The organism is Pseudaminobacter soli (ex Zhang et al. 2022), assembly GCF_014595955.1.
In the GTDB taxonomy this organism is placed as follows: Bacteria; Pseudomonadota; Alphaproteobacteria; order Rhizobiales; family Rhizobiaceae; genus Kumtagia; species Kumtagia pseudosoli.
In genome coordinates, this window is sequence record NZ_JABVCF010000013.1 from 191138 (window position 1) to 208497 (window position 17360).

The 17360-nt window shown below is 63.2% G+C and carries 29 protein-coding genes and 1 pseudogene; all 30 read right to left on the reverse strand.

Features of this window, described 5'->3' with window-relative positions; all coding sequences use genetic code 11:
* Positions 1–154: 154 nt before the first annotated feature.
* Entirely contained in the window at positions 155–1645 is a 1491-nt protein-coding gene (locus HUI96_RS22720) for a DegQ family serine endoprotease (RefSeq protein ID WP_188256983.1), read from the reverse strand.
* Between the two features lie 64 nt (positions 1646–1709).
* Positions 1710–2492 (reverse strand): DUF72 domain-containing protein, encoded by a 783-nt coding sequence (locus HUI96_RS22725; protein ID WP_237684299.1) that lies wholly within the window; start codon positions 2490–2492, stop codon positions 1710–1712.
* Positions 2493–2743: 251 nt separating this feature from the next.
* Complete coding sequence (gene rplQ / locus HUI96_RS22730; protein WP_188256984.1) at positions 2744–3169, reverse strand: 50S ribosomal protein L17; 426 nt, start codon at positions 3167–3169, stop codon at positions 2744–2746.
* Between the two features lie 102 nt (positions 3170–3271).
* On the reverse strand, positions 3272–4282 hold the full coding sequence (locus HUI96_RS22735; protein ID WP_188256985.1) for a DNA-directed RNA polymerase subunit alpha: 1011 nt from the start codon (positions 4280–4282) through the stop codon (positions 3272–3274).
* Positions 4283–4385: 103 nt separating this feature from the next.
* On the reverse strand, positions 4386–4775 hold the full coding sequence (rpsK, locus tag HUI96_RS22740) for a 30S ribosomal protein S11 (protein WP_188256986.1): 390 nt from the start codon (positions 4773–4775) through the stop codon (positions 4386–4388).
* Between the two features lie 124 nt (positions 4776–4899).
* Entirely contained in the window at positions 4900–5268 is a 369-nt protein-coding gene (gene rpsM, locus HUI96_RS22745) for a 30S ribosomal protein S13 (RefSeq protein ID WP_188256987.1), read from the reverse strand.
* Between the two features lie 224 nt (positions 5269–5492).
* Positions 5493–6083, reverse strand: a complete 591-nt coding sequence (locus tag HUI96_RS22750) for an adenylate kinase (protein ID WP_188256988.1) — start codon at positions 6081–6083, stop codon at positions 5493–5495.
* A complete protein-coding gene (secY, locus tag HUI96_RS22755) occupies positions 6080–7420 on the reverse strand; it encodes a preprotein translocase subunit SecY (protein WP_188256989.1) in 1341 nt (446 codons plus the stop codon). Before secY ends, HUI96_RS22750 begins: the two co-directional genes overlap by 4 nt.
* A 125-nt stretch (positions 7421–7545) precedes the next feature.
* A complete protein-coding gene (gene rplO / locus HUI96_RS22760) occupies positions 7546–8046 on the reverse strand; it encodes a 50S ribosomal protein L15 (protein WP_188256990.1) in 501 nt (166 codons plus the stop codon).
* 22 nt (positions 8047–8068) lie between these two features.
* Positions 8069–8266 carry a 50S ribosomal protein L30 gene (rpmD, locus tag HUI96_RS22765; protein WP_188256991.1) on the reverse strand — a complete coding sequence of 66 codons (198 nt, stop codon included), beginning with the start codon at positions 8264–8266 and terminating at the stop codon, positions 8069–8071.
* A gap of 21 nt (positions 8267–8287) precedes the next feature.
* Positions 8288–8851 carry a 30S ribosomal protein S5 gene (rpsE, locus tag HUI96_RS22770; RefSeq protein ID WP_188256992.1) on the reverse strand — a complete coding sequence of 188 codons (564 nt, stop codon included), beginning with the start codon at positions 8849–8851 and terminating at the stop codon, positions 8288–8290.
* A gap of 72 nt (positions 8852–8923) precedes the next feature.
* Positions 8924–9283: a 50S ribosomal protein L18 gene (gene rplR, locus HUI96_RS22775; RefSeq protein ID WP_188256993.1), complete on the reverse strand. Its 360-nt coding sequence runs from the start codon at positions 9281–9283 to the stop codon at positions 8924–8926.
* A gap of 86 nt (positions 9284–9369) precedes the next feature.
* The gene (rplF, locus tag HUI96_RS22780; protein WP_188256994.1) at positions 9370–9903 is read right to left on the reverse strand and encodes a 50S ribosomal protein L6; all 534 of its coding nucleotides are present in this window, start codon (positions 9901–9903) and stop codon (positions 9370–9372) included.
* A 92-nt stretch (positions 9904–9995) separates the two neighbouring features.
* Positions 9996–10394, reverse strand: coding sequence for a 30S ribosomal protein S8 (gene rpsH / locus HUI96_RS22785; RefSeq protein WP_188256995.1), 399 nt, complete (start codon positions 10392–10394; stop codon positions 9996–9998).
* A gap of 12 nt (positions 10395–10406) precedes the next feature.
* A complete protein-coding gene (gene rpsN, locus HUI96_RS22790; protein WP_188256996.1) occupies positions 10407–10712 on the reverse strand; it encodes a 30S ribosomal protein S14 in 306 nt (101 codons plus the stop codon).
* 27 nt (positions 10713–10739) lie between these two features.
* A complete protein-coding gene (rplE, locus tag HUI96_RS22795; RefSeq protein ID WP_188256997.1) occupies positions 10740–11297 on the reverse strand; it encodes a 50S ribosomal protein L5 in 558 nt (185 codons plus the stop codon).
* Positions 11290–11604, reverse strand: a complete 315-nt coding sequence (gene rplX, locus HUI96_RS22800; protein ID WP_188256998.1) for a 50S ribosomal protein L24 — start codon at positions 11602–11604, stop codon at positions 11290–11292. Before rplX ends, rplE begins: the two co-directional genes overlap by 8 nt.
* A gap of 12 nt (positions 11605–11616) precedes the next feature.
* A complete protein-coding gene (rplN, locus tag HUI96_RS22805) occupies positions 11617–11985 on the reverse strand; it encodes a 50S ribosomal protein L14 (protein WP_188256999.1) in 369 nt (122 codons plus the stop codon).
* Between the two features lie 65 nt (positions 11986–12050).
* Positions 12051–12296, reverse strand: coding sequence for a 30S ribosomal protein S17 (gene rpsQ / locus HUI96_RS22810; protein ID WP_188257000.1), 246 nt, complete (start codon positions 12294–12296; stop codon positions 12051–12053).
* Between the two features lie 11 nt (positions 12297–12307).
* On the reverse strand, positions 12308–12505 hold the full coding sequence (gene rpmC, locus HUI96_RS22815; protein WP_188257001.1) for a 50S ribosomal protein L29: 198 nt from the start codon (positions 12503–12505) through the stop codon (positions 12308–12310).
* A 15-nt stretch (positions 12506–12520) separates the two neighbouring features.
* Positions 12521–12934 (reverse strand): 50S ribosomal protein L16, encoded by a 414-nt coding sequence (rplP, locus tag HUI96_RS22820; RefSeq protein WP_188257002.1) that lies wholly within the window; start codon positions 12932–12934, stop codon positions 12521–12523.
* Positions 12935–12960: 26 nt separating this feature from the next.
* Positions 12961–13683, reverse strand: a complete 723-nt coding sequence (gene rpsC / locus HUI96_RS22825; protein ID WP_188257003.1) for a 30S ribosomal protein S3 — start codon at positions 13681–13683, stop codon at positions 12961–12963.
* Positions 13683–14069 (reverse strand): 50S ribosomal protein L22, encoded by a 387-nt coding sequence (gene rplV, locus HUI96_RS22830; protein ID WP_188257004.1) that lies wholly within the window; start codon positions 14067–14069, stop codon positions 13683–13685. Before rplV ends, rpsC begins: the two co-directional genes overlap by 1 nt.
* A gap of 1 nt (position 14070) precedes the next feature.
* Positions 14071–14349, reverse strand: a complete 279-nt coding sequence (gene rpsS, locus HUI96_RS22835; protein ID WP_188257005.1) for a 30S ribosomal protein S19 — start codon at positions 14347–14349, stop codon at positions 14071–14073.
* 16 nt (positions 14350–14365) lie between these two features.
* A complete protein-coding gene (gene rplB / locus HUI96_RS22840) occupies positions 14366–15199 on the reverse strand; it encodes a 50S ribosomal protein L2 (RefSeq protein WP_188257006.1) in 834 nt (277 codons plus the stop codon).
* A 20-nt stretch (positions 15200–15219) separates the two neighbouring features.
* The gene (locus tag HUI96_RS22845; protein ID WP_188257007.1) at positions 15220–15513 is read right to left on the reverse strand and encodes a 50S ribosomal protein L23; all 294 of its coding nucleotides are present in this window, start codon (positions 15511–15513) and stop codon (positions 15220–15222) included.
* The gene (gene rplD, locus HUI96_RS22850) at positions 15510–16130 is read right to left on the reverse strand and encodes a 50S ribosomal protein L4 (protein ID WP_188257008.1); all 621 of its coding nucleotides are present in this window, start codon (positions 16128–16130) and stop codon (positions 15510–15512) included. The genes HUI96_RS22845 and rplD overlap by 4 nt, the downstream gene beginning before the upstream one ends.
* Positions 16130–16846: a 50S ribosomal protein L3 gene (gene rplC / locus HUI96_RS22855; protein ID WP_188257009.1), complete on the reverse strand. Its 717-nt coding sequence runs from the start codon at positions 16844–16846 to the stop codon at positions 16130–16132. Before rplC ends, rplD begins: the two co-directional genes overlap by 1 nt.
* A gap of 62 nt (positions 16847–16908) precedes the next feature.
* Positions 16909–17217, reverse strand: coding sequence for a 30S ribosomal protein S10 (gene rpsJ, locus HUI96_RS22860; RefSeq protein WP_007066362.1), 309 nt, complete (start codon positions 17215–17217; stop codon positions 16909–16911).
* A 67-nt stretch (positions 17218–17284) separates the two neighbouring features.
* Positions 17285–17360 (reverse strand): annotated as a pseudogene (locus HUI96_RS22865) (EF-Tu/IF-2/RF-3 family GTPase); the annotation flags it as partial.

Below are 17360 nucleotides of genomic sequence, written 5' to 3' on the forward strand. Positions count from 1 at the left end.
CCTTACTCTCTCCGCAGCCGGACGGGGAGAGGGGTGGGCCACGTCATCCCGGCCGACTGGAGCGAAGCGAAGGGAGAGCCGGGATCACGCACCACGGAAGCTCCCGCCCCGATGGTAGGCAGGAGCCCGGCCGCGATGTTTACGGCCCCTGGCCTCAATACCTCAGCATCTGCCGTATCAACTGACCCTCGCGCTCGACGGTGAAGCGCCACCAGCGCGTGTCGAGCTTGGCGACTTTCTCCAGTTGATCGACGCCCTTGATCACCTCACCGTTCACTTCGCGCACGAGATCGCCTTTGCGGAGGCCTACACCGGCCGCCGGAGAGCCCCGTCCGACATCGATGATAGCGACGACCCCAACGGCCTCGGCAGGCATCCTCAGCCGCTGCGCCAGACGCGGCGACAACTCGGCCACCTTGGCCCCGGCAAAGGGACTGCGGCCTTCGATGGTGACCGGCTGGCTCGATGAGCCCTCGGGGGCACGCTCCAGTGCGACCTCCACCGTACGTTCCTCGCCGCCGCTGAACACTTTCAGCGCCGCCTTGCCGCCGATCGGCTGCGTCGACAGCCGATAGCCCAGCGCGTCGACGTGCTCGATGGCGATGCCGTTCATCGAGAGCACAGCGTCCCCGGGCTTGAGTCCGGCTTTGGCGGCTGGTCCGCCTTCGGTCACGCCGGCGACCAATGCACCCTTCGGACGGTCGAGGCCTAGCGCCTCGGCAATTTGCGCGGTGACGGGCTCGAAAGTCGCGCCGATATAGGGGCGCTCGAAGAAATCCTGGCCGTTGCGGGCGGCGTTGACGACCGCACGGACAATGTTGGACGGGATGGCGAAGCCGATACCGATCGAGCCGCCGCTACGGCTAAAGATCGCAGTGTTGATGCCAACCAGTTGGCCGGTCATGTTGATCAGCGCGCCGCCGGAATTGCCGGGGTTGATAGCAGCATCCGTCTGGATGAAGAAGCCGAAGTCCGAGACGCCGATATGCGAGCGGGCGAGCGCCGAGACGATGCCGCTGGTCGTCGTCTGCCCGACGCCGAACGGGTTGCCGATGGCAAGCACCAGGTCTCCCACTTCCAGTGCGTCCGAGTCACCGATCTCGATCGTCGGGAAATCGCTCTCGCCGTTGATCTTCAACACGGCAAGATCGATGGACTCGTCCTTGAGCAACATCTTGCTCTCGAACTCGCGGCCGTCGGACAGCGCCACCTTCACCTCGTCCGCGTCATTGATGACGTGGTAGTTCGTGACGACGATGCCGCTTTTGTCGACCAGCACGCCAGAGCCGAGGGCAGATTGGGCTCGCGGGGGAGCGTTGCCGCCGAAGAACCGCTCGAAGAACGGATCGCCAGCGAAGGGAGAACGCGCCCTCACCTGCCGCGACGCGTAGACGTTGACGACTGCCGGCGCGGTCTCCTTCACCAGCGGCGCATATGACAGCTGAATTTCCGGCCGGCCGAAGGGCAGCCGCTTTCCAGGAAGCGCCGGAGGCGGAGGAGGCTCCTCCATCCTGTCGAGGAGGTCCCTGAGCACCTCCTTCAGCCCAGGGTCACCCTGTTTGGCGGCAGGCTTTTCCTCGGCGAAGGCCATGCCAAGGGAAAGCCAGACGGAAAGCAGTACGGCCAGAATGCCCTTGGGCGCCATGCGAATCCTCCTGAGGAACGGCCCCTTAGACGCCATGATTATGCAAAAGGAAAGGCCGGGGCCGCTACCGAGCCACGCCCATAAGCTCGTGTCGACCGACAAGCTCGATCAGCCTCTCAGCATCGGCAGGAGCAGCGCTCTTCACGTCATTGTCGAAGAAGCACCAGACCTGCCTGCCCTCCCCCCGCCATGTGGCGATCGATTCGGCCCAATCCCTCAACTGCCCATCGATATAGCTACCGTGATAGCGGCCGCTCGGCCCGTGGTTACGGATATAGACCCAGTCCGCGGTCACCTCGCACGGCGCCGGAGCGTCGGCATGATCCGAAAGGCAGAGCGCGGCATTGTGATCCCCCAACAGCTCGAACACCCGCGCCTGGTACCAGCTAAGGTGGCGGAACTCGAAACTGTAACTGCGCCCCTTGGGCAGATGCTTCAGGAAGATCGCGAGCCGTTCAAGATTGCATTCCATCTTGGGCGGGAGTTGGAACAGGACCGGGCCGAGCTTGTGCTTGAGAAGCGAAATCCGCTGCTCCAAGAGATTCATCGAATTCTCGTTGACGATCAGCCGCCGCCAATGAGTGATGAATTTCGAGGCCTTCCAGGCGAAGCGGAAATCGTCGGGGGTGGATGAGAACCAGGCCTCGACTGCAGCCTCTGTCGGTGTACGGTAAAAGGGGGCATTGAGCTCGGCGCAGTCGAAGCGCGTGGCATAATAACGAAGCGCGTCTTTCTGCTTCACGCCCTCGGGGAAGAAGGGCCCCCACCAGTCCCGATAATGCCAGCCGGATGTGCCAATACGCACAGGTGGCAGGTTCGAACGGTCGGACTGCTTTGCTCCTGCCATGCGCCTTGCTTCCCTAGGACACTGGGAAACGCGGATGGGCGGCTTTGGTTGTCAGGCATAATCTTGGATCAACCGTAATGGGTCCCGGGTCAGCGCAGTCGCTCGCGCTCCTGCTCCGCCCGGGATGACGCGGTTAGGTGATTCCCCGCCCGCCTTTTGGGAACAGCACCCCAAAATGAAAAACCCCGCCGGTACGCGGCGGGGTTCTGTACGTTCCGAAAATTCGGCCAAGCGGCCGGCGCGAAAACCGATCAGGCGGCTTCGGCGGTCTCGGCTTCAGCCTCGAGGCGAGCGCGGTCAGCCGCACCCTTCGCAGAGGTATCCCGATCGACGAACTCGATGACCGCGAGCGGGGCATTGTCGCCGTGGCGGAAGCCCGCCTTCATGATGCGCAGATATCCGCCGTTGCGGGTGGCGTAACGCGGCGCGAGGGTGTCGAACAGGCGCTTCACGACGTCCTCGTTGCCGATCTGGGCAATCACCTGACGGCGGGCGTGCAGGTCACCGCGCTTGCCGAGCGTTACCAACTTCTCGACGATCGGACGCAGGTCCTTCGCTTTCGGCAGGGTGGTCACGATCTGCTCATGCTCGATCAGCGAGACAGCGAGGTTGGCAAACATTGCCTTGCGGTGGCTTGCACTGCGGGCGAAGCGGCGGCCTTTGAAACCGTGGCGCATGGCTCTTTTCCTTCTAGGTTGTTCAAGAGGCCACGGCCTCTGATGGTTTTCCGCATGACCGTCGGGCCGGACGGCTCGCGCCCCCGGCCCTTGGAATCATGCTCAATATTGGTCTTCGTAACGCTTCGCGAGGTCTTCGATGTTCTCCGGCGGCCAGTCCGGGACTTCCATGCCGAGATGGAGACCCATGGCTGCGAGAACTTCCTTGATCTCGTTGAGCGACTTGCGGCCGAAGTTCGGCGTGCGCAGCATCTCGGCTTCCGTCTTCTGAATCAGGTCGCCGATGTAGACGATGTTGTCGTTCTTCAGGCAGTTGGCCGAACGCACCGAAAGCTCGAGCTCGTCGACCTTCTTGAGCAGCGCCGGATTGAACGCGAGCTCGGTGACCTGCTCGGCGGCGACTTCCTTCTGCGGCTCTTCGAAGTTGACGAAGAGGCCGAGCTGATCCTGCAGGATACGCGCCGCGTAGGCGACCGCGTCCTCGCCGCTGATCGAGCCATTGGTCTCGATCGTCATGGTCAGCTTGTCCTTGTCGAGTTCCTCGCCATGGCGGGTGTTCTCGACGCGGTAGGAGACCTTCTTGACCGGCGAGTAGAGGCTGTCGACCGGGATCAGCCCGATCGGAGCATCTTCGGCGCGGTTGCGGTCGGCCGCCACGTAGCCCTTGCCGTTGTCGACAGTGAACTCCATGCGGATCTCCGCGCCCTCGTCGAGGGTGCAGATCACATGGTCGGGGTTCAGGATCTCGACATCGCCGACGGTCTGAATGTCACCGGCGGTGACGGCGCCGGGGCCCTGCTTGCGCACGACCATGCGCTTTGGACCCTCGCCTTCCATCTTGATGGCGATTTCCTTGATGTTCAGCACGATGTCGGTGACGTCCTCGCGCACGCCCGGAATCGAGGAGAACTCGTGCAGGACGCCATCGATCTGCACGGAGGTGACCGCGGCGCCCCGAAGCGACGACAGCAGGACGCGCCGCAGCGCGTTGCCGAGCGTCAGCCCGAAGCCCCGCTCCAGCGGTTCCGCAACAAGCGTCGTCAGCGTCTTGCCCTTCGAGGAAAACTCGATCTTGTTGGGCTTGATCAGTTCCTGCCAATTTTTCTGGATCATCGTACGGTCCTTCCAATACCCCGCCACCATCCAATCGTGACGGGCGATCTGGAAATGCCGCGCGGGCGCACGACGGCGCCCCCGCGGCGGCTAAAATCAACAATCAGACCCGGCGCTTCTTGCGCGGGCGGCAGCCATTGTGCGGGATCGGCGTGACGTCGCGGATCGAGGTGATCGTGAAGCCGCCAGCCTGCAGTGCACGCAGCGCCGACTCACGGCCGGAGCCCGGGCCGCAAACCTCGACCTCGAGGGTACGCATGCCGTGCTCCTGCGCCTTGCGGGCGACATCCTCGGCGGCCATCTGGGCAGCGAACGGCGTCGACTTGCGCGAGCCCTTGAAGCCCTGGGCGCCGGCCGAAGACCAGGCGATCGCATTGCCCTGCGCGTCGGTGATGGTGATCATTGTGTTGTTGAAGGTCGAGTTCACGTGAGCGACACCCGACGAAATGTTCTTGCGCTCGCGGCGGCGAACGCGTGTGGCTTCCTTGGCCATATCAGTCCTTTCGTTCGATCTCGACGCCGCCGTAGTGCCAGCGGCTACACCTGGAGGGCAGTCGGAATTAGGCAGTCGGCAAACGGATCAGAACCGAATACCGACTGCCGACCTGCCGATTGCCTTACTTCTTCTTGCCCGCGATGGGCTTCGCCGGACCCTTACGGGTGCGGGCATTGGTATGCGTGCGCTGGCCGCGAACCGGCAGGCTGCGGCGGTGGCGCAGTCCGCGGTAGCAGCCAAGGTCCATCAGCCGCTTGATGTTCATCGAGACCTCGCGACGCAGGTCACCTTCGACCTGGTAGTCGCGGTCAATGGCCTCGCGAATGGCCAGGATCTCGGCGTCCGTCAACTGGCTGACGCGGCGCTCGGCCGGGATGCCGACCTTGTCGGTGATCTCCTGGGCGAACTTCTTGCCAATGCCGTGTATGTACTGGAGCGCGATCACGACGCGCTTGTTGGTCGGTATGTTGACGCCGGCAATACGGGCCATTCTTTCCTACTCCATGTGGGCCGGATAAACCGGCGCTTCAAGTACCCGCGTCCGGTGGAGGCCGGCCCTTGCGGGTGTTCCATCTTCAAAGCGGACGTACGGTCCTCTCGGACCGGCAAAACATCGCCATGCCTGATTGGGAGACTGGCCGCCATAGTCCAGAACGGCCCCATTGTCAACACCAAGTCATGCAACCGCCTGCGGTGCGGCGCCCAGCCGCGGGGTCACTCCGCGTAGGCTCGCAGCACTTCCTCGATCTTACCGGTGACGGCATCAACGTCGGCCATCCCGTCGATCGTCCGCAGTTCCCCGGTCCCGGCATAGTATTGGGAAAGGGGCGCAGTCTTCCGCCGGTATTCGTCCAGACGCTTTTTGAACGCTTCCGGATTGTCGTCGGCGCGGACCTGGCCGCCTGCGGCATGAGTCTCGTTCACGCGCTTCTGCATGCGCTCCAGAAGGGCCGATTCGTCGACCTTGAGCTCGATGACCGCGTCCAGCTTCTGGCCCTTGGAGGCCAGCATGCGGGTGAGCGCCTCGGCCTGGGCCACGGTCCGTGGATAGCCGTCGAGGATGAACCCCTTCCTCGCATCCGGCTCGTCGACTCGCTCGCTAACGATCTGGTTCACGACCTCATCCGAAACGAGTTGACCGGAATCCATGATCGCCTGGGCACGCTTGCCCACCTCGGTCCCCGCCTTGACCGCAGCCCTCAGCATGTCTCCGGTGGAAAGCTGCGGAATGCCGTGCTTCTGGACCAGCCTCTGGGCCTGGGTTCCCTTCCCCGCTCCTGGCGGCCCCAGCAGTATCAACCTCATCTGTTCCTCTTGCCTCCCCGGAGCTTCGACTTCTTGATCAGACCTTCGTACTGATGCGCGATCAGGTGGCCCTGAATCTGTGCAACCGTATCGAGCGTGACGCTCACTACAATCAGCAACGATGTACCGCCAAGGTAGAAGGGAACGCCAGTGGCCGTTATCAGAAACTCGGGCAAGAGGCAGATGACGACGAGATAGATGGCACCGATCACGGTGATACGGGTCAGAACATAGTCGATGTACTCCGCAGTCCGCTCGCCGGGCCGATAGCCGGGAATGAAGCCGGAATGCTTCTTCAACTGGTCGGCCGTGTCCTTCGGATTGAACACGATTGCCGTGTAGAAGAAGGCGAAGAAGACGATCATGCCCGCATAGAGCGCCATGTAGAGCGGCTGGCCGTGACCAAGAGTCGCAAGGATGCTGCTCGCCCAGCCGGGCAGGTTCTGGGTGTTCGAGAAGCCCGCCACCGTGGCAGGAAGCAGTAGCAGCGACGAGGCGAAAATCGGCGGGATGACACCGGAAGTATTGAGCTTCAGCGGCAGGTGCGAGGTATCGCCCTGGAACATCCGGTTACCAACCTGCCGCTTGGGATACTGGATCAGCAGACGGCGCTGGGCGCGCTCGAAGAACACGATGACGCCGATCACGACGATCGCCAGCACGATGATGGCGAGAATCAGGCCGGTGGAGAGCGCGCCTGTGCGGCCGAGTTCAAGCGTACCACCGATCGCATTCGGCAGGCCGGCAACAATGCCGGCGAAGATGATCAGCGAGATGCCGTTGCCGATACCGCGCGCGGTGATCTGCTCGCCGAGCCACATCAGGAACATGGTGCCGCCGACAAGCGTGATCACCGCCGAGATGCGGAAGAACCAGCCGGGATCGGTCACGATACCACTGCCGCCTTCGAGACCGATCGAGATGCCATAGGCCTGGACGAGCGCCAAGAGCACTGTCCCGTAGCGGGTGTACTGATTGATGATCTTGCGGCCCTGCTCGCCTTCCTTCTTCAGGGCCTCGAGCGAAGGCACGACCGAGGTCATCAACTGCATGATGATCGAGGCGGAGATGTAGGGCATGATGCCCAGCGCGAAGATCGCCATGCGCTCGACGGCGCCGCCCGCGAACATGTTGAACATGCCAAGCACGCCGCGGCTCTGCTGGTTGAAGGCATGCGCGAACGCTTCAGGATTGATGCCCGGGAGCGGAATATAGGTGCCGAGCCGATAGACCAGAAGCGCACCCAGAGTGAACCAGATGCGCTTCTTGAGATCCTCAGCCTTGGCGAAGGCCGCGAAATTGAGATTGGAGGCGAGTTGCTCGGCAGCCGATGCCATATAGAATTCTCCGCATGCTCACGCAGGAGGGCCGCAGCGGCGGCACGAACCGACGAAGCCCCGACATAGGACCGGGGCGCCGGTGTTGCAAGCGGCGGGCGCGGACGGCCGCCGCTTGATCAGCACTATTTCTTGGCCTTCGGAGCCATCTTCTTGACCGGCTCCTTCTTCTCGGGAAGCTGCACAGAGCCACCGGCCTTCTCGATCTTCTCGATCGCAGCCTTGGAGGCGCCGGCCACGTCGAAGGTCAGCTTGGCGCTGAAGTCGCCGTCAGAAAGCAGACGCACGCCATCGAGCGGACGGCGGATGACGCCAGCCTCGATTAGGGCTTCAGCATTGACGGTTCCGTTGGCGTCGAGCTTGCCGGCATCGATTGCCGCCTGGATGCGCGACAGCGAGATGGCGTTGTAGCTCTTGGAGAAGGGATTGCGGAAGCCGCGCTTCGGCAGGCGCCGGTAGAGCGGCATCTGGCCACCCTCGAAGCCGTTGATGGCCACTCCCGAGCGGGACTTCTGGCCCTTGACGCCTCGGCCGCCGGTCTTGCCCGAGCCGGAGCCGATGCCGCGGCCAACCCGCTTGCGCGACTTGTTCGCGCCTTCGTTGTCGCGAAGTTCGTTCAGTTTCATCGTAACTCTCCTGGCGCGCCGATTACTTCTCGTCCACGACGCGGACGAGGTGCTGCACTGCCCGGATCATGCCGCGCACAGACGGCGTATCCTCGAGGGTGCGGCGACGATGCAGCTTGTTCAGCCCGAGGCCGATCAGCGTCGCACGCTGTTGCTGGGGCCGGCGGATCGGACTGCCGATCTGCTCGACCGTGATGGTCTTGGTCGCTTGCTTTGCCATGATGCTACTCCTCGACCGCCACTATTCCTCGGCCGCGACAGCACTGCCGCGACGCGCCTGCAGCGCCGAATACTTGATGCCGCGCTGGGCAGCCACGTCCTTCGGGTGCATCTGATTCTTCAGAGCGTCGAAGGTCGCACGCACCATGTTGTACGGGTTCGACGTACCCATCGACTTTGCGACGACGTCCTGCACCCCGAGCGTCTCGAAAACGGCGCGCATCGGGCCGCCGGCAATGATGCCGGTACCGGCCTTGGCGGAACGCAGGAGAACGCGGCCGGCGCCGTGACGACCGGCGACGTCATGATGCAGGGTACGGCCGGAACGCAGGGGCACGAAGATCAGATCGCGCTTGGCGGCCTCAGTCGCCTTACGAATGGCTTCCGGCACCTCACGCGCCTTGCCATGGCCGAAGCCGACGCGGCCCTTCTGGTCGCCGACGACAACCAGGGCGGCAAAGCCGAAGCGACGGCCGCCCTTCACCACCTTGGCGACGCGATTGATGTGGACGAGCTTGTCGACAAACTCGCTGTCGCGCTCATCGCGCGTGTCGCGTCCGCGACCTTCCCTACGTTCCTGTGCCATATCCTGTCCTTGTTCTTTTCCGGAAGCACGGGTTGCTGTTGTGTCACCGGCGCCATACAGCGCCGGGACGGCTTAGAAGCTCAGACCGCCCTCGCGCGCGGCGTCGGCCAGCGCCTTGACGCGGCCGTGATAGATGTAGGCGCCACGGTCGAACACGACTTCCTTGACGCCGGCCTTGACGGCGCGTTCGGCGACCAGCTTGCCAACTGCCGCAGCGGCAGCACTATCCGCACCGGTCTTCAGGCTGGCCTTCAGATCCTTGTCCAGCGTCGACGCTGCAGCCAGGGTGTGGCCCTTGGCATCGTCGATGATCTGGGCATAGATGTGCTTCGACGAGCGGTGCACCGAAAGACGCGGGCGATCGCCGGCAACCTTCTTGATCTGGCGGCGAACGCGCTGCGCGCGCCTCTGCATGACTTCCTTGGCGGACATAATCGACTTCCCTGCCTTGTAAAACGGTGGCGGCCGTCTGCGGTAAACCGGATAAGCTTCCCGCGACCGCCCTCCGTGGCGTTGACTTACTTCTTCTTGCCTTCCTTGCGGACGATCCGCTCGCCGGCGTACTTCACGCCCTTGCCCTTGTAGGGCTCGGGTTCACGGTACTCACGGATCTCGGCCGCAACCTGGCCGACTACCTGCTTGTCGATGCCCGACACGACGATCTCGGTCGGCTTCGGCACGGCGATCGTGATTCCCTGCGGGGCCTCGTAGATCACATCGTGGCTGAAGCCAAGAGCGAGTTGCAGGTTCTTGCCCTGCATGGCGGCACGGTAGCCGACGCCGTTGATCTCGAGCCGCTTCTCGAAGCCTTTCGTCACGCCTTCGAGAATGTTGACGATCTGGGTCCGCGACAGGCCCCACTTGGAGCGGGCATCCTTGCTCTCGTCGCGCGGCTCGACCGCGATCTCGCCATCCGCCAGCTTGACCAGCACCTCGTCGTTGACGACGAACTTCAGCTCGCCCTTCGGCCCCTTGGCGGTCACGGTCTGACCGTCGACAGAAGCGGTCACGCCAGCCGGCACCTTCACGGGTCTCTTGCCAATACGAGACATTTGTTTGTCTCCTCTTTCCTAACTCGCCGTTCGTTGTGTTCGTCGGTCGTTATTCGAAAACGACGACCGACGACTGACGAACTACTTATTGACTAGAACACCTGGCAGAGAATCTCGCCGCCGACGTTCTGCTCGCGGGCCTCGTGGTCAGCCATAACGCCCTTCGGCGTGGACAGGATGGAGATACCCAGCCCGTTGGCGACCTGCGGGATCGACTTCACCGACACGTAAACGCGGCGGCCCGGCTTCGACACACGGGCGATCTCGCGGATCACCGGCGCACCGTCGAAGTACTTCAACTCGATCTCGATCTCGGACTTGCCGTTCTCGAAATCGGTCTGGGAGAAGTCGCGGATATAGCCTTCGGACTTCAGCACTTCCAGGACGCGGGCACGCAGACGCGAGGCCGGCGTGGACACCTTGGTCTTCTTGCGACCATAGGCGTTGCGGATGCGGGTCAGCATATCGCCGAGCGGATCATTCAGGGACATGTCGTGACCTCCTTACCAGCTCGACTTGACCAGGCCAGGCACGGCGCCGAGCGAACCGAGTTCGCGCAGCGCGATACGCGACATCTTGAGCTTGCGGTAATAGGCGCGCGGACGGCCCGTCACCTCACAGCGGTTGCGGATGCGCACCTTGGCCGAATTGCGCGGCATCGCGGCGAGCTTGAGCTGCGCGCGGAAACGCTCTTCCATCGGCAGGCTCTGGTCCATGATGATGGCCTTCAGAGCCTGGCGCTTGGCGGCCTTCAGGGCCACCAGCCGGCGGCGCCGGTTGTTCTTCTCGACTGAGCTGGTCTTCGCCATTTCAGATCTTTCCTTTGCTCGCTGCCGTTACTGCCGGAAGGGGAAGTTGAAGCCCTTGAGCAGCGCCCTGGCTTCGTCGTCCGTCTTCGCAGTCGTACAAACGATGATGTCCATTCCCCAGATCTGGTCGACTTTGTCGTAGTTGATCTCGGGGAACACGATGTGCTCCTTGATACCCATGGCATAGTTGCCACGCCCGTCGAAGCTCTTCGGGTTCAGGCCGCGGAAGTCGCGGACGCGCGGCAGCGCGATGTTTACGAGGCGGTCGAGGAACTCGTACATGCGCTCCTTCCTGAGCGTCACCTTCGTGCCGATCGGCATGTTCTCGCGAACCTTAAACTGCGCGATCGACTTGCGGGCGTGGGTGATCACCGGCTTCTGGCCGGCGATCATTGCCAGGTCGGCAGCGGCAACGGACGGCTTCTTGGAGTCGCCGGTCGCCTCGCCGACGCCCATGTTCAGCACGATCTTGTCGAGACGCGGAATCTGCATCACGTTGTCGTACTTGAACTGCTCGAGCATCTGCTTGCGGATGGTCTCTTCGTAGACCTTTCTCAGCCGGGGCTGGTAATCTGCCTTAGCCATTGATCACTTCTCCCGAGCGCTTAGCGACGCGCACCTTCTTGCCGTCGGCCTCGATGCGGAAGCCGACGCGGGTCGGCTTGCCATCCTTCGGATCGGCCAGGGCGATGTTGGACAGATGGATGGGGGCTTCCTTGCGGATGAGCCCGCCTTCCTGCGCCTGCGTCTGCCGCTGATGGCGCACGATGATGTTGATGCCGCGCACGAGCGCCTTGTCATCCTTCGGCATGACGCGCAGCACTTCGCCGGAACGGCCCTTGTCCTTGCCGGACAGAACGACGACCTTGTCGCCTTTGCGGATCTTCTGCATTGTTCCGGCTCCTTAGAGAACTTCAGGCGCGAGCGAGATGATCTTCATGTGGTTCTTGGCGCGGAGCTCGCGCGGAACCGGCCCGAAGATACGCGTGCCGATCGGCTCGCGCTTGTTGTCGACCAGAACGGCCGCATTGTTATCGAAACGGATCACGCTGCCGTCGGGACGGCGGATGTCCTTGGCGGTGCGCACCACAACCGCCTTCATCACGTCGCCCTTCTTCACGCGGCCGCGCGGAATCGCTTCCTTGATCGACACCACGATGATGTCGCCGACCGAGGCGTACTTCCGCTTCGAGCCGCCCAGCACCTTGATGCACATGACACGACGCGCGCCGGAATTATCCGCGACGTCGAGGTTTGTTTGCATCTGAATCATGACTGGCCGCCTTCTTCATGTCTGGGGATGGGCAGTCACCCTCCCCGGCTTTTCCAAATTCGTTGTTATTGAGAGGCCTGCGCTTCGGTCACCACGACCCAGCGCTTGTCCTTCGAGATCGGCCGCGATTCCTGGATGAACACGGTGTCGCCGACCTTGTGGCTGTTGTTCTCGTCGTGCGCCTTGTAATTCTTGGACATACGCACGGTCTTCTTCATCACCGGGTGCGTGAAGCGGCGCTCGACCTTGACCACTACGGTCTTGTCGTTCTTGTCGCTGACGACGGTGCCCTGCAGGATGCGCTTCGGCATTTTCTTCGTCCTTAAGCCTTCTTGGCCGCGGTTTCGGCGGCAACGGTCTTGATGCGGGCGATGTCGCGGCGGACCTGCTTCACGCGGGCCGTCTTCTCGAGCTGGCCGGTGGCCTTCTGGAAGCGCAGGTTGAACTGCTCCTTCTTCAGCGCGGCCAGTTCATCGTCGAGTTGGTCCGGGGTCTTCGCCCTGATGTCTGCAATCTTCATGGTCAGGCCCCTTTCTTATTCGGCAATGCGTTGTACGAAACGAGTCCTGACCGAGAGCTTCGCCGCGCCGAGGCGGAGCGCCTCGCGTGCGATCTCCTCGGAGACGCCGTCGATCTCGAACATCACGCGACCCGGCTTCACGCGGCATGCCCAGTAATCGACACCGCCCTTACCCTTGCCCATGCGGACTTCGGTCGGCTTCGAGGTTACCGGGACGTCCGGGAACACGCGGATCCAGACACGGCCCTGACGCTTCATCTCGCGGGTGATCGCGCGGCGGGCCGCCTCGATCTCACGCGCAGTCACGCGGTTCGGCTCCAGCGCCTTCAGCCCGAAACCACCGAAATCCAGATTGGTGCCGCCCTTCGCGGCGCCATGGATGCGGCCCTTGAACTGCTTGCGGAACTTTGTGCGCTTCGGCTGCAACATCGTTCTTACTCCAAAATCCTATGCTCTCAGGCGTTCTCGCGACGCCGGCCGCGCTCGCCGCGCTCACCCGCATGGCCGTGATCGCCCTCGGTCGCCCGGCGCTCGGAAGCCATCGGGTCGTGCTCGAGGATCTCGCCCTTGAAAACCCAAACCTTCACACCGCAGATGCCGTAGGCGGTCTGTGCCTCGGCCGTACCGTAATCGACGTCGGCGCGCAGCGTGTGCAGCGGCACCCGGCCCTCGCGGTACCACTCCATGCGCGCGATCTCCGCGCCACCGAGACGGCCCGAGCAGTTGATACGGATGCCCTCGGCGCCGAGACGCATGGCCGACTGCACGGCACGCTTCATGGCACGGCGGAACGCGATGCGGCGCTCGAGCTGCTGCGCGATCGACTGCGCGACCAGCGTGGCGTCGGTCTCCGGCTTGCGTACCTCGACGATGTTGAGGTGCGTCTCGGACTTCGTCATCTCAGTCAGCTTCTTGCGAAGCTTCTCAATGTCGGCGCCCTTCTTGCCGATGATGAGGCCCGGACGCGCAGCATGGATGGTGACGCGGCACTTCTTGTGCGGCCGCTCGATGACGATCTTGGAGACCGCCGCCTGCTTCAACTCGCCCTTCAGGTACTCACGGATCTTGATGTCCTCGTGCAGCAGCTTGCCGTACTCACCGGTGTTCGCGTACCAGCGCGAATCCCAGGTGCGGTTGATGCCGAGGCGCAGGCCGATCGGATTGATTTTCTGACCCATCAGGCGGCTTCCTTCTCTTCCACTTCCCGCACCACGATGGTCAGGTGCGAGAACGGCTTCTCGATGCGGCTGGCGCGGCCGCGGCCACGGGCATGGAAGCGCTTCATGACGATCGACTTGCCGACATAGGCCTCGGCGACGACCAGCGCGTCGACATCGAGGTCATGATTGTTCTCGGCATTGGCGATGGCGGACTCGAGCGTCTTCTTCACCGTGCCGGCGATGCGCTTGCGCGAGAACTCCAGGTCGGAAAGCGCGGTGTGAACCTTCTTGCCGCGGATCAGCGCGGCAACCAGGTTCAGCTTCTGCGGGCTGACACGGATCGTGCGCAGGACGGCACGCGCTTCGTTGTCAGCAAGCCTGCGCGGAGCTTTGGCCTTGCCCATCTTACTTCCTCTTCGCCTTCTTGTCCGCGCCGTGGCCGTAATAGGTCCGGGTGGGAGCAAACTCGCCGAACTTGTGGCCGACCATGTCTTCCGACACGCTGACCGGGATGTGCTTCTGGCCGTTGTAGACGCCGAAGGTGAGGCCGACGAACTGCGGCAGGATGGTGGAGCGGCGGCTCCACATCTTGATCACCTCGTTGCGGCCGCTATCGCGCACCTTGTCGGCCTTCTTGAGAAGAAAGCCGTCGACGAACGGACCTTTCCAGACTGAACGGGTCACTTCGCGTTACCTCTTCTTAGCTCTTGCGCTGATGGCGCGAGCGCACGATGAACTTGTCGGTCGCCTTGTTGGACCGCGTCTTCTTGCCCTTGGTCGGCTTGCCCCACGGGGTGACCGGATGGCGTCCGCCCGAAGTGCGGCCCTCACCACCACCGTGCGGATGGTCGACCGGGTTCATGGTGACGCCGCGGTTGTGCGGGCGCTTGCCCCTCCAACGGGTGCGGCCGGCCTTGCCGTCGTTGATGTTGGCGTGGTCCGGATTAGACACCGCGCCGACAGTGGCGAAGCAGGAGCCGTGGACGATGCGCTGCTCGCCCGAATTCAGGCGCAGGATCGCCATGCCCTGGTCGCGGCCGACCAGCTGAGCGTAGGACCCGGCCGAACGCGCGACCTGCCCACCCTTGCCCGGCTTCAGCTCGACATTGTGGATGATCGTGCCGACCGGCATGGACGACAGCGGCATCGCATTGCCGGGCTTCACGTCCACAGCCTCGCCGGAGACGATCTTGTCGCCGGGAGCCAGGCGCTGCGGCGCCAGGATGTACTGCAGTTCGCCGTCTTCGTACTTCACCAGAGCGATGAAGGCCGAGCGGTTCGGATCGTACTCCAGACGCTCCACCGTGGCGGTCATGTCGACCTTGCGGCGCTTGAAGTCGATGATGCGATAGGCGCGCTTGTGACCACCGCCGATGAACCGGGCGGTGACCCGGCCGTGGTTGTTGCGTCCGCCGGAGCCGCTAAGACCCTCGGTCAACCCCTTCACGGGCTTGCCCTTGTACAGGGCCGAGCGGTCGACGATGACCAGCTGGCGCAGGGTCGGCGTGACCGGCTTGTAGTGCTTCAATGCCATCTTACTGTCCTCACGCCTTTTCAGAGACCCGTGGCGACGTCGATCGAGTGGCCGTCGGCCAGGGTGACCACGGCCTTCTTGACGTCGCTCTGCCGGCCGACAGTGCCGCGGAACCGCTTCACCTTGCCCTTGCGGACCAGAGTGTTCACGGCAGTGACCTTGACGCTGAACAGCGCCTCGATCGCTGCCTTGATCTCGGGCTTCGTCGCCTTCTTGGCGACGTTGAAGACGACCTGGTTCTGCTCCGAAGCCATGGTCGACTTTTCGGTGATCGCCGGGCTGACGATCACGTCATAGTGGCGAAGATCCGTCATTTGAAGCGCTCCTCGAGGGCCTCGACGGCGGCCTTCGAAAGGACCAGCGTGCCGCGGCGCAGAATGTCGTAGACGTTGATGCCCTGGACCGGCAGGACATCGATGTTCGGAATGTTGGCGGCGGCGCGCTTGAAGTTCTGGTCAAGTTCGGCGCCGCCGATGACCAGCGCGTTCGAGAGACCGAGCTTCTCGAAATTCGCAACCAGCCCCTTGGTCTTGGCATCGGCGAGCGCCAGTTCGTCGACGACGATCAGGCTCGAAGCCTTGGCCTTCGCCGACAGCGCATGCTTCAGCCCGAGTGCGCGGACCTTCTTCGGAAGGTCATGCTCGTGGCTGCGGACCACCGGACCATGAGCCTTGCCGCCGCCGCGAAACTGCGGAGCACGAGCCGAATGGTGACGGGCGCGGCCCGTGCCCTTCTGCTTGTACATCTTGGCGCCGGTGCGATTGATCTCGGCGCGGCCCTTGGCCTTGTGCGTGCCCTGCTGCTTCTTGGCAAGCTGCCAGCGAACGACGCGCTGCAGGATGTCGTCGCGAGGATCGAGCCCGAAGATTGCGTCCGAAAGCTCGACCTTGCCGGCGTCATCGCCGCCGAGCGTTGAAATCTTGATGTCCATTATTCGGCTCCCTCGGTGGCCGGAGCTTCGTTCTTGGCAGCGGCGGCGCGCAGACCGGCGGGCTTCGGCGCGTTCTCCGGCAGCGAGGCCTTGACGGCGTCGCGGACGAGGATCCAGGCGCCCTTGGTGCCCGGGACGGCGCCGCGGATCAGGATCAGGCCGCGGTCGGCGTCGGTCGAGACGACCTCGACGTTCTGCGTGGTCACGCGGGTCGCACCCATGTGGCCGGCCATCTTCTTGCCCTTGAACACCTTGCCGGGGTCCTGGCGCTGACCGGTCGAACCGTGCGTACGGTGCGACACGGAGTTACCGTGGGTCGCGCGACCGCCACCGAAGTTGTGGCGCTTCATGACGCCCTGGAAGCCCTTACCGGTGGTCGTGCCGGTGACATCGACCTTCTGCCCGGGGACGAAGTGGTCGACGGTGATCTCCGCGCCGACATCGAGAAGGTTCTCGTCGGAGACGCGGAATTCGGCAAGCTTCGCCTTGGGCTCGACGGAGGCGCCGGCAAAAACGCCGCGCATCGCTTTCGAGGTGTTCTTGACCTTGGCAAGGCCAACGCCGAGCTGAACGGCGGTGTAGCCATTCTTTTCCTTGGTGCGCTGAGCCACGACCTGGCAGCTCTCCATGCGGAGAACGGTGACGGGGACATGCTCGCCGGCATCATTGTAGATGCGGGTCATTCCCAACTTCTGTGCGATAACACCTGAACGCATCGGTTCAAATTCCTTCAGAGGAGCCTTCTCGGCTTTCGCCGATCGGGCTCATGGTTCAGCTCTCAGAGCTTGATTTCGACGTCGACACCTGCGGCGAGGTCGAGCTTCATCAGCGCGTCAACGGTCTGCGGCGTCGGATCAACGATATCGAGCAGCCGCTTATGCGTGCGCATCTCGAACTGCTCGCGGCTCTTCTTGTCGATGTGCGGCGAGCGGTTGACCGTGAACTTTTCGATCCTCGTCGGCAGCGGGATCGGGCCTCTCACGTTGGCGCCGGTGCGCTTGGCGGTCGACACGATTTCCCGGGTCGAAGCATCGAGCACACGATGGTCAAACGCTTTGAGGCGGATGCGGATATTTTGGCCGTTCATGCGTCCATTCCTTGTTCTGGCGCGGCGCGGGCGTACTCCCGCCCGCGACAGATCGATTGCTTGCTTCTTATTCCTGGATGCTGACGACCACGCCGGCGCCGACGGTGCGGCCGCCCTCGCGGATGGCGAAGCGCAGCTTCTCC